We start from the raw sequence: 11,382 nt of genomic DNA, 5'->3' as shown, positions 1-11,382 counted from the left end.
GCTTTTAGTGGGCGTCGCCTGAAAAATGAAGAGGGTTCAAGGTTTTTTAAGTTTGTTGGAGATCTGTTACAGACTATCTGGGTCACCGAAAAACATCTGAATCCGCGACCTTAACCATCGCTCACCCGGATCATTATCCTGCGACCCACGCCAGGCCATGTGCAATTCAAAGCTGCGCACCGGCAACGGTGGATCCTCTGCCCGGACACCACCGGCGGCGGTCAACGCTTCGGCGGTGTAATCCGGGACGGTGGCCACGATATCGGTGCCGCTGATCAGTGTGCTCAACCCGTTGAATTGCGGCACCGCCAGCACCACGTGCCGTTTGCGCCCCAGTTTCTCCAGCTCTTCATCTATAAAGCCGCTCAGGTCACCCGCGAACGAAACCAGTGCGTGAGGGCGGGCGCAGAAATCATCCAGGCTCAACGGCCCCGGCACGGTGTCGGCCCGCAACAGTTTCGGCATGCTGCGGCGCAGTACTTTGCGCTTGGCGTTGGCCGGAAGGTCGGCGGTGTAGCTGACACCAATGGAAATTTCGCCCGAGGCCAACAGGTTCGGCATCAGGATGTAATTGGCGCGACGCACCACCAACACGATGCCCGGTGCCTCGGCACGCAGCCGTTTGAGCAGCATTGGCAGCAACGCGAACTCGGCATCGTCCGACAGGCCGATGCGAAATACCGCGGTACTGGTCGCCGGATCGAATTCCGCCGCACGACTGACCGCGGTGGAGATCGAGTCCAGGGCCGGCGAGAGCAGGGCGAAGATTTCTACCGCCCGGGCGGAAGGTTCCATGCTACGACCGGTGCGCACGAACAGCGGGTCATCGAACAGCCCGCGCAGGCGCGAGAGCGCCGCACTGATGGCCGGCTGGCCGAGGAACAATTTCTCCGCAGCGCGGGTCACGCTGCGTTCGTGCATCAGTGTTTCGAAAACGATCAACAGGTTCAGGTCGACACGACGCAGGTCATTACGATTCATCTGGAGTCCTGGCAGATTCAGCAAACTTGACGTGAGCGACCATATGAGAACAATGGCCGGCGTGAATCTTACGGGGAAAGACTGGTACTCTGCACAGGGTAATTCAGTTTTCCTTGGAAGGCTGCTTCGGTTTTTACGGCATTGGATGATGTCGCCGTCGCTGCGGAATCAATGACAGGCATGTCGACTATTAATGGCCACTGATGGTCTTGGGTAGAAAGCCCAGATAGAGTTCAGGGCATTAGAGGTTATTTTGACGAGGTTTGCGATGTCCCGCACGATCCGTTTTCACAAGTTTGGTCCAGCCGAGGTGCTCAAATGCGAAGAGCATGCGGCTGCTCTGCCTGCGCCGGGCGAAGTGCAGGTGCGTGTCGAGGCGATTGGCATCAGCTGGTACGACATTCTCTGGCGCCAGAACCTGGCTTCGTCCCATGCTCGCCTGCCTTCAGGCCTGGGTCATGAAATGGCCGGCGTGGTCACGGCGCTTGGCGAGGGTGTCGATGACCTGGCTGTCGGTGACAAGGTCGCCAGTTTCCCGGCCGAAAGCCCCAACGACTATCCAGTCTACGGCGAACAGATCGTTCTGCCGCGTTCGGCACTGACCCGCTACCCGGACGTGCTCAGTCCGGTCGAAGCCAGCGTGCACTACACGCCGTTGTTGATCGCCTATTTTGCTTATGCCGATCTGGCGCGCGTCAAACCCGGGCAATTCGCTCTGGTGACCGACGCCAGTCATTGCGCCGGGCCGTCGTTCGTACAGTTGGGCAAAGCCCTCGGCGTGCGCGTGATTGCTGCGACCAAAACCGCAGACGAGCGTGAATACCTGCTGTCACTGGGTGCCGAGAAAGTCATCGTCACCGAAGAAGAAGATCTGCTGATGCGGATCAACAAAATTACCGATAACCGTGGCGTCGATGTGGTGTTCGATGGCCTTGGCGGTCCGCAGATGTCAATGCTCGGCGATGTGCTCGCGCCTCGCGGCAGCCTGGTGCTTTATGGTCTGCAAGGCGGTAACCAGACACCATTTCCGGCTTGTGCGGCGTTCCAGAAGAACATTCAGTTCTTCGTGCACTGCATCGGTAACTTCACCGGCAAGCCAGAGTTGGGCATCCTCCAGGACCAGGCGGCGCTGCAACGTGCGCTGCGCGATATCAACCAGTTGACCGCGGACCGTGTGCTGCTGCCGCTCAAGACTCGGGTGTTCCCGTTTTCCCAGTTTGTCGAAGCGCACCGCTACATGGACGAATGCCCATGTCGCGAACGAGTCGCCCTTGAGGTCGAACCTGCCTGAGCTCTTCGTACGAGCCTCTTTGTATAAGCCCCTCTGGAAAAGTCCGTGCAAGCATGGACTTTTCCGCTGTCAAAACCTCCAAAATGAGACATCCCATTGATCCCTCGGTGGGGCGGTTCAGCAACTGAACTGGTTTTTGCTCTCGATCTGTATCTTCTAATCATTATGTAAGCCCTGATAATTGAATGATTATTTCATCTCAAGGAAAGAGTCATGGCTGGGTATCAGGTTGAAACTTTTCAACGCGCATCGGCAATACATGCTCAACAAATAATTCGACGTCGCTCGACACTCATGCATTTATTGGCAACTTCTTTCTTTATTTCTTGTATTACATGTCTGTGGGATGTTGTCGGAAATTTCCTAGGAAATCGCTCGAGTCCGAAGAACGCCAGCCACGCTGGGCGCTGCGGCGATCCGGCGCTGCTTGAGTCCCCCGGGGACATGCAACCATTTCAAATAATTACACAATGCTTAAGTGCTAGCATTTGATAACAGTCCCGGCCCCCCCATTCATGACAGGCAATCCGACGCGCAGTCCATGTAATTGTTTGCGTGGCGTTGAACTTATGAGTAACAGGTAAACAATGATGACCCATACCCATGAACAGGCAATGAATTATGTTTATCAACAAGTACTGCAGCGTTTGCTGAGCTTTTTCTCTCGCGCCGAGCGCACGGCATTGCAACTGATGATTCAGCGCCTGGTGGTGTCGGCTGGAGGTATGGAGCGTATCGGCGATTACAAGGTGCTTACGATCCAGTCCGGGTCCCGCGACAGCTGCTACACACTGGCTCTACTGCGCGCCGCGCAACTGAGTATCGCCGGTCGGGCACCAGCGACGTTTCGGCTGCGAGTGGCCACTTTGCGCTTGAATGGCACGGCTGCGACAGCGCTGGAAAACATCCATCACAGTAGCAGCGCATTGTTTCTCTACGACGATCCCCGGGTCGAAATGTTGATGGTCGATAATCGTGAAGTCCTGCCGTTCAATCACCTGGGACCAATCTCCGAGGCCGGCCGAGAGACGAATCGGCTCAATCTACTGATGGTCGGGCACCGTCGCGCCTGGAACGGGCCGCTCGAGTTGTGGGACGACGGGTACCTGGCCACGGGAGAGTTTTATGGGCAAATCGCCCGCTGGGACAACGGCGTCGATGTAATGGTCAGTAGCGATTCACCTCGTCGGCAGGCGCAGTTTCTCGACGGTTTGAACCGCGCCGCAGCCAAGGCCGGGCTTCAGCCGCCGAGCCGCCATGAAGCGAGCTACGAGGGATTGTTCGCGCGGCTCGATGAGCTGGGCAGTGATTGCTATCGCGAGTTCTATCCCGACTCTGTTCAGGCTGCATGGCGTCCTGCCGACCGCTTTGAAGCCTGCCGTCGCACGACCTTCATCGACATTCACGACATGCTGGTCAGCAACCTGGAAGAGCGCTGGCCGCTGCTCACGGACTTCCTCGGGTTTCAACCTGACGAACTGACGGCTCAACTCAGCGATAACGACCATGTCAGTCTGTCGATATCCGCACACCTTCGCGGCTTGCAAGCGCGCTTTGTACACGGTCGCACCTACGAGGAGGGCGTCATCGAGTACCTGCAACGGGCGCTGCTGATGATGCGCCGTAAACAGTTGCCCGAGCGTTTTTGCGAGCAGGCCATGGAGACCTTCGGCAATCCGCTGACAATGGCCGATCAGCGTGGATTGGCGACGGCCGAGGCACAAAAGAATCTCGGTTTGAGTGAAGCCCAACTGGTGTGTCTGCTGTTCGCCCCTTTTGTCGATAATGGCGCGGCACTGGAGCATTTTCTCCGTCAGTGCCACCCCGGCATGCTGGTGGCGCTGCCGGAATTGCACCGGGCGATGCAGGGCGGCCCGGCACCCGAGCAGGTTCTGCAGTGGATGGTTGATGTCAGCGGGTTGCCGGTCAGCCTGATCGGTACGCTTTACCGCATGGGGCCGGTGGTATGGGACGAGGGTAGGGGGCCTGGCACGGAAAGCGGTGACGTGGGCGTGCGAGATGAAGGCATGGACCTTGAAAGTGAAGTGGCAGTGACTGGCGAATGGTCGACGGGCCAGTGAACGTTCCTGGTTTGGCGGATTCATCAAGAGTGCGTCATGACGTTCGTAGCGTGTTCGGTCATCACCCATGAAAGGACCACGAGATTCCGATTTCGCGTACCAGGCGGTGTACCGCTACCTGAACAATCTGATTAATGAACCGGGCAGTGACGTGCGAGTGCGCCTGCCCTCATTGCGGCAGTTGGCGGATCGTTTGAGTGTGTCGATCTCGACCATTCAATACGCCTATTCATTGCTGGAGAAGGAGGGACGCATCTATTCGGTTGCCAAGTCGGGCTATTACGCACTGCCGGTGTCCTCCATCGGCCTGCCCGGCAGCGGCAAAGACCTGCTCGAAACAGTCTATGTCAACGCCAGGCGCCCCGGCATGCTGGTGTTGAGCGCCGATGAGCCGGCGTTGTTACAACCTCTGGACAGCCCGTTATTGTTGCTGGAGAGAGAATTGCTGCGCCAGTATCCACGCCAGCCGCAACCGTCTTCGCAACCCTGCGGCGAGCTGGAACTGCGCACGGCCCTGGCGGCACGCTACACCACTTCACCGACGCGCTGCTGGCATGCCGATGATGTCTATATCGGCGCAGATATGCGCGGCGTACTTGAAATATTGATCGCCGTCCTTGAACTCAAAGATGCGGTGGTGGTGGTCGAGTCGCCGTGCGACTGGGTGATTCTGCGCTTGTTTCAGGACGCGGACGTGCAGGTTGTCGAGCTGCCGCTGCAAGCCTGTGGCGGCCTGGATCTCGAACAGCTGAGAAAACTGCTCGAGACCGAGCGGGTGCGATTGGTGATGCTTTCATCGGGACTGAACATGCCGCGCGGGAGTGTGGCGCCTGACGGCAACCGGCAATCCATTGCGCAACTGCTGGAACGGCATGGCTGTTGGGTGTTGGAAAACGATTGTTACGGTGAGCTCGAATTTGAGCCGAGCGGCTTGCGGTTTCGCGACCTGCTGGACCCTGATCGGCTGATCGTGTTTTCCACTTTCGAGAAAATCATCGGCTCGGAGGCGCCCTTTGGTTATCTGCTCTCGCGGCAACTGCGTGCCGAGTTGCAACGGCACTTTCTGTTGCGGGCATTCCGTTTGTCGCTGATTCGTCAGAAAGCCATCGCACGGCTGTACAGCAACGGACGCATCGATCAACACCTGCTGGTGTTGCGTCGACTGCTCAAGGAACGCATGGTGCTGATGACCCAACTGCTCCAGGAGCGCCTGCCGGATGCGCTGCATTTCGTCGAACCCCAGGGCGGAGCGACGATCTGGATCCGCTCGTTGCGCCAGGTCAATGTGCATCGAGTATTCCAGCGGCTGCTCAAACAGCAAGTGGTCATCGCACCGGGGGAGTTGTTCAGCCTGCAGGGCTTGCACGCGCAGCACTTGCGCCTGAGTCATACGTTCGGTGGCGATCACGAGCTCGTCGCTGCTCTGGGGCAACTGGGGGATGCCTTGCGTCTGGAATCGATCGAGCCGAGTCGCCAGGGATCCTCGGAACCTGACAATCGATAACGTCGCGCTATGGCCAAACTGTCAGTAAACTGCGTTCATATTCCGAACCACTCTCTCTCAGAGGTTTTGCATGACACTCAGTCCTTTTGCGGGCAAACCGGCACCGGCAGAACTGTTGGTCGACATCCCGCGACTGGTAACGGCCTATTACACCGGGCAGCCCGATGCAGCCATTTCTACCCAGCGCGTCGCCTTCGGCACGTCCGGACACCGAGGTAGCTCGTTCGACTTGAGTTTCAACGAATGGCACGTCCTGGCCATCAGCCAGGCGATCTGCCTGTACCGCGAAGCCCAGGGCATCGATGGTCCGCTGTTCGTCGGGATCGACACCCACGCGCTGTCCACGCCGGCCGGGGCCAGCGCCCTGGAAGTGCTGGCAGCGAACGGAGTGACCGTGATGATCGCCGAAGGCGACGAGTACACGCCGACGCCGGCCATTTCCCATGCGATTCTTTGCTACAACCGCGGGCGCACTTCAGGCCTGGCGGACGGCATCGTCATCACGCCGTCCCACAACCCGCCGCAAAGCGGTGGCTACAAGTACAACCCAACCAACGGCGGCCCGGCCGATACCCACATCACCAAGTGGATCGAAGCCAAGGCCAATGAGTTGCTGGCAGCCAAGCTCGCCGGCGTCAAACGCATCAGCTACGAGCAGGCCCTGAAGGCCAGCACTACCCATCGTCACGATTACCTCAACACCTATGTCGCTGACCTGATCAACGTGATCGACTTCGACGCTATCCGCGATGCGAAGCTGCGTCTGGGTGTCGATCCGCTGGGCGGAGCAGGGGTGCGCTACTGGTCGGCGATTGCCGAGCACTACCGCCTGGACCTGGAAGTGGTGAATAAACAGGTTGATGCAACGTTCCGTTTCATGACCGTCGACTGGGACGGGCAGATCCGCATGGACCCATCGTCCAGCTATGCCATGCAAGGCCTGATCGGCTTGAAAGAGCGTTTCGACGTGGCGTTTGCCTGCGACCCGGATCACGACCGCCATGGCATCGTGACCCCGTCCGGTGGTTTGCTGGCGCCGAACAACTACCTCGCGGTGTCGATCGATTACCTGTTCCAGAACCGTCCACAGTGGCGCGCCGATGCGGCCGTGGGTAAAACCGTGGTCAGCAGCGGCTTGATCGATCGCGTGGCCAAACGTCTGGGCCGTCGTCTGTACGAAGTGCCGGTCGGTTTCAAATGGTTTGCCGACGGTCTGTTTGACGGCTCCCTGGGTTTTGGCGGTGAAGAAAGTGCGGGTGCATCGTTCCTGCGCAAGGACGGCGGTGTCTGGAGTACCGACAAGGACGGTTTGATACCAGCGCTGCTGGCCGCTGAAATGACCGCTCGTACGGGCCGTGATCCAAGCCAGGCCTATCGCGCGTTGACCGATGAACTGGGTGAGCCGTTCTCGGTACGCGTTGATGCCAAGGCCAATCCTGAGCAGAAAGCACTGCTGAGCAAATTGTCGCCAGACCAGGTCACCTCGACTCAACTGGCGGGCGAAGCGATCCAGAGCATCCTCAGCCACGCGCCGGGCAACGACCAGGCCATAGGCGGTCTGAAAGTCATGACCGAGAACGGCTGGTTCGCGGCGCGGCCGTCGGGCACCGAGGACATCTACAAGATCTACGCGGAAAGCTTTGTCAGTGACGACCACCTCAAGCAATTGGTGGCCGAGGCTCAGACACTGGTGGATGGCGCAATCTCTGCGAAGTGATTGAAGGCCCTGTGGCGAGGGGGCTTGTCGGAACGCCGCATCGCCCCGTTCGGCTGCGAAGCAGTCGTAGAGTAGGTGCATGCAGTCAGTTTGAAGAATTGTGATGACCTGATTTGGGGTCGCTTCGCAACCCAACGGGGGCAAGCCCCCTCGCCACAGTAAATCCCTTCACCACAATGGCTGCACGTAAAGGGGCGACCATCAACGGTCGCCCCTTTTTTGCGCACGGATTTACCGCATCAAGCCACGTCCACCAAAACGATTTCGCTGTCCTCGATCGCAGTCACCCGCAACACTTGCTCATCGGCAATCGCGACCCCGTCTCGAGCTTGTGCACGCAAGCCATTGACTTCAATGACGCCGGTGGCGGGAACCAGATACGCACGACGACCACTGTCCAGGTGATACTCGGCGGACTCACCAGCCTTAAGGTTCGCGGCCACCAGACGCGCATCGGCACGAATCCGCAGGCTTTGATCGTCGCCGGCCTTGCCGCTGGCCAGGGTCACGAAACCTTCGCGCTGACCTTGGGGAAACGGTTTGGCCCCCCACGAAGGTGCCAAACCGGTTTCGTTGGGGATGATCCAGATCTGAAAGATCCGGGTCTCGGTTGCTTCCAGGTTGTATTCACTGTGGGCGATCCCGGTGCCGGCGCTCATGACCTGTACATCACCGGCCTCGGTGCGACCCTTGTTGCCAAGGTTGTCCTGGTGAGTAATCGCGCCTTCACGAACGTAGGTGATGATTTCCATGTCCCGGTGCGGGTGTTGCGGGAACCCGGTGCCGGGGGCAATCACATCGTCGTTCCACACCCGCAGGTTGCCCCAGTTCATGCGTTTGGGGTCGTAGTACTCGGCGAACGAAAAGTGGTGGTGAGCATCCAGCCAGCCATGGTGCGCGCCGCCCAGGGAGTTGAAAGGTCTGAGTTCAAGCATGATCGTCTCCTGAAAAGGTTCGTCATGGGGCAGAACGTCTGAGCCACAAACGAGAACCGGTGGTTGATGGTGAGCATCATCTATCAGGTACTGATCGATAAAAAGCGTAAAAAATGCCTCAATTAAATCGAATTAATCGATATCAAATAACCTCGAAAAATTCTCATCCAGCCTTCACTTCATCGCATAAGCCAATGACCTGTAAGCATTTCACTAGAACTCAATGGCAAATGCAGACACCATAGCCCCGACAGCCTCACACACTGGAGTCCGCCTGCGTGCCGCAACACACACCTGATCTTCCTCCTGAACTTCGTCCCTTGGCCGAGATGCCTTTGCTCAAGCGCCTGGCCGCCCGGTTCTTTGGCCACGGCTTGACCCGCCTGCGTGCGCAACACCGTGCGTCCTGGCTGCATGGTCAAGCCGACGGTTTTCGCAGTGGTCACAGCGCCGGTGTGGAGTATGGCTATAAAGAAGGCAAGCTCGAGGGCCTGGAGGAAGGTCGGCAGGTTCTGCTGATCCGCGACTCGCGCTCCACCGAGCATCGGCCGCCCAACGTCGATGACAACCTGTTCGACGATTGGCGCCTGCCATTGAGTGCCGAGCTGAAGAGGCGCATGAAGGCTGACGTGGCGCGACTGCTGCCTGCGCATGCCCAGCCGAGCGCTGCCCAGTGGAAGATGATTTTCAGCGAAACACCGTCCACCTCGGTGATTGCCGGGGCAGGCGCGGGCAAATCGACCACCCTGGTGCTGCGAATCCTGCTGCTCAGCCATTACCTGGGGTTTGAGCTGAGCTCGATGACCGTGGTGACTTTCACCCGCGAGTCGCGCAAGGACTTCATCAATAAGCTGATCGAACTGTTTGCCGTGTGGGGTCGGGCACTCAGCTTCAAAGAAGCGCGGGACTTGGTGCGCACCTTCCATTCGCGGATCCTGCCGATGGTGCGCAGCCTGCCGGGTTTCGAGCGCCTGCAAGCTTTCGAAAACCTCAGCTTGCGCGTGCAGGGTGCCGATGAGGAGGTCGACAGCAATCCCTTCGACCTGCGAATCAACGACGCCCAGCGCCAGCCGCTCAACGCCTGCTATCACAACCTGCACAGCCGCGATGAGCGTTTCCGTGAATTGATCAAGCCGTTGTCTCGTCATGCCTTGCAGCTCAAGGAGCTGGAGCGCGATCACCCGGACGTGCAAAAACGCATGGCGGTGACTGAACTGGCCGCTAAGCGCGATGAAGAGCTGTGCGACACCCTCGAGGACCTGTGGTTTCGCGCCGGCGCCTGGCCGATCAAGGGCATTGAGCCGAATCGTCAGACCTTCGACATCAACGGCTCGACCTTCCATTGCCACGGCTACATTCCTGCGCTGGATGCCTGGGTGGTACTGGGTTTCGACCCTCGGGAAAACCCGCAGGTCAGCCGTCCGAATGCCAAGCTTACCGTGCGTGCGGAGTGGGCTGTAAAGCGCACCTTGTTTCAAGCTTTCTGTCGTAAGCCATTGATATGGCTTGATAGTTATGAATCTTCAAAGCGTGTTTTGGCGTCTCTCGCCGGTGACGCCAGCGCCGGGCCGGGCTTCGATTACAAGGTCAAGGGCGAGCTTGCTTCCGCGCCGTTGCTGGACTGTTTTGTCGCGGCGGCCGGGTTTATCGAGAACCTCGGCCTGGATGTGCCCAATGCCGTGGGCCAGATGAGTTTCGCCAAGGATGATCCGGACCGATTCTTCTTCGAGGCCTTGAGCCTGTTCTGGCGAGCGCTGGAAGATCATCTGCTGGATCAATCGCCACCCGTGATGACCTACAACCGGATGTTTGCCCTGTTCAGCGAGCATTCACCGGAGAATCTCAAGCTGCTCAGCGATGAGCTGCTCCGGCCGATGTCGCACTTGATGATTGACGAGTTTCAGGACGTGTCGCCGCAGATCGTTTCCTGGATTCGCGCCAGCCTGGCCGAGATCCGCAGTCGTGGCCCGGCCATGCATGTAGGGCGCGGGGCGCAGCGTTCGTCACTGCTTTGTGTGGGGGACGACTGGCAATCGATTTACGGCTGGCGTGGTAGCTCGCCGAGCTACTTCATGGAGTTCAACAAGGAGTTCCCGTCGCCGAGCACGACCAAGGTGATGCTCAGCGACAATTACCGCAGCCATCAGCACATCATCGACGCGGCGGAGCATATCGTCCGGGCTGCACCGGCAATCGCCGGCAAGAAAGCCAAGGCCAGCGGTGAACCCAAGGCCTTGCTGCCGGTGAATGTGCTCGATCGGGATGACCAGGGCATGGCCCAGCGTTTGATCGAGCACTATAAAAAAGGCGATTCAATCTTGATGCTTTATCGAAAAAGTAGCGATAAGTCATTGATAGAGGAGCATATTCAGTCTGTAGTTAATGTGGATTCTAGCTTGCCGTACGACGCGCGAAGGCTCAAGCAACTGACCTATCACAGCGCCAAGGGGCTGCAGGCTGACGCGGTGTTTCTGCTGGGCGATTGCCAGCATCTGACCAGTTCGCCTTACAAAAATCAGGTCTATCGCATGGCCGGACTCGGCAAGGCCGGCGACAGTGAGCCCTACGACAGCGCACAGAAGGACGAGATCCTGCGACTGGCCTACGTGGGCATCACTCGGGCGGTGAGCCATTGCTACTGGTATGTCGATGGTCAGGATACCCAAGCGGCGAATATGCCCAAGGCCTCCGACCGGATCGGCAAGGGCAAGGCGTTTTTTGCCGATCATCGTCAGGGAAAAGTTTCTGCCTGAAACCGATAAGCCGTCGGCAGTGGCGTTCAGGCAACGACGCTACCGACGGGCTGCGAAAAGTTGCGGGGGGCGCAATCCCGGCCTAAGGTCCAAGCGAAGGTTTGCTTGCAACTGGCGCGT

General features: G+C 58.6%; 7 protein-coding genes. 5 read left to right on the top strand and 2 right to left on the bottom strand.

From position 1 onward, the window contains the following. Nucleotides 1–66: 66 nt before the first annotated feature. On the bottom strand, nucleotides 67–981 hold the full coding sequence (locus J3D54_RS23955; RefSeq protein ID WP_253423507.1) for a LysR family transcriptional regulator: 915 nt from the start codon (nucleotides 979–981) through the stop codon (nucleotides 67–69). A 268-nt stretch (nucleotides 982–1,249) separates the two neighbouring features. On the opposite strand from J3D54_RS23955, the gene J3D54_RS23950 reads away from it, so the two are divergent. From J3D54_RS23950 to pgm, 4 genes are all read left to right on the top strand, one after another. Beyond that, nucleotides 1,250–2,272: a zinc-dependent alcohol dehydrogenase family protein gene (locus tag J3D54_RS23950; protein WP_253423504.1), complete on the top strand. Its 1,023-nt coding sequence runs from the start codon at nucleotides 1,250–1,252 to the stop codon at nucleotides 2,270–2,272. Between the two features lie 590 nt (nucleotides 2,273–2,862). Beyond that, the gene (locus J3D54_RS23945; RefSeq protein WP_253423501.1) at nucleotides 2,863–4,353 is read left to right on the top strand and encodes a hypothetical protein; all 1,491 of its coding nucleotides are present in this window, start codon (nucleotides 2,863–2,865) and stop codon (nucleotides 4,351–4,353) included. A 67-nt stretch (nucleotides 4,354–4,420) separates the two neighbouring features. Next, nucleotides 4,421–5,857: a PLP-dependent aminotransferase family protein gene (locus tag J3D54_RS23940; protein WP_253423498.1), complete on the top strand. Its 1,437-nt coding sequence runs from the start codon at nucleotides 4,421–4,423 to the stop codon at nucleotides 5,855–5,857. A 70-nt stretch (nucleotides 5,858–5,927) separates the two neighbouring features. After that, nucleotides 5,928–7,574 carry a phosphoglucomutase (alpha-D-glucose-1,6-bisphosphate-dependent) gene (gene pgm / locus J3D54_RS23935; RefSeq protein WP_253423497.1) on the top strand — a complete coding sequence of 549 codons (1,647 nt, stop codon included), beginning with the start codon at nucleotides 5,928–5,930 and terminating at the stop codon, nucleotides 7,572–7,574. A 239-nt stretch (nucleotides 7,575–7,813) separates the two neighbouring features. On the opposite strand, the gene J3D54_RS23930 is transcribed toward pgm, so the two are convergent. Beyond that, a complete protein-coding gene (locus J3D54_RS23930; RefSeq protein WP_253423494.1) occupies nucleotides 7,814–8,509 on the bottom strand; it encodes a pirin family protein in 696 nt (231 codons plus the stop codon). 278 nt (nucleotides 8,510–8,787) lie between these two features. On the opposite strand from J3D54_RS23930, the gene J3D54_RS23925 reads away from it, so the two are divergent. Then, nucleotides 8,788–11,262 carry a UvrD-helicase domain-containing protein gene (locus J3D54_RS23925; protein ID WP_253423491.1) on the top strand — a complete coding sequence of 825 codons (2,475 nt, stop codon included), beginning with the start codon at nucleotides 8,788–8,790 and terminating at the stop codon, nucleotides 11,260–11,262. Nucleotides 11,263–11,382: the final 120 nt, after the last annotated feature.

It is taken from the genome of Pseudomonas sp. GGS8, assembly GCF_024168645.1.
In the GTDB taxonomy this organism is placed as follows: Bacteria; Pseudomonadota; Gammaproteobacteria; order Pseudomonadales; family Pseudomonadaceae; genus Aquipseudomonas.
Note: the sequence above shows the minus strand (reverse complement) of the source record. Positions and strands in the feature narration are given on the sequence as shown.

Bases quoted from the DNA above. Each gene is read 5' to 3' on its own strand.
- J3D54_RS23950 (WP_253423504.1), top strand. From the start codon at position 1,250: ATGTCCCGCACGATCCGTTTTCACAAGTTTGGTCCAGCCGAGGTGCTC.
- J3D54_RS23930 (WP_253423494.1), bottom strand. From the start codon at position 8,509: ATGCTTGAACTCAGACCTTTCAACTCCCTGGGCGGCGCGCACCATGGC.
- J3D54_RS23945 (WP_253423501.1), top strand. From the start codon at position 2,863: ATGACCCATACCCATGAACAGGCAATGAATTATGTTTATCAACAAGTA.
- J3D54_RS23940 (WP_253423498.1), top strand. From the start codon at position 4,421: ATGAAAGGACCACGAGATTCCGATTTCGCGTACCAGGCGGTGTACCGC.
- J3D54_RS23955 (WP_253423507.1), bottom strand. From the start codon at position 981: ATGAATCGTAATGACCTGCGTCGTGTCGACCTGAACCTGTTGATCGTT.
- pgm (WP_253423497.1), top strand. From the start codon at position 5,928: ATGACACTCAGTCCTTTTGCGGGCAAACCGGCACCGGCAGAACTGTTG.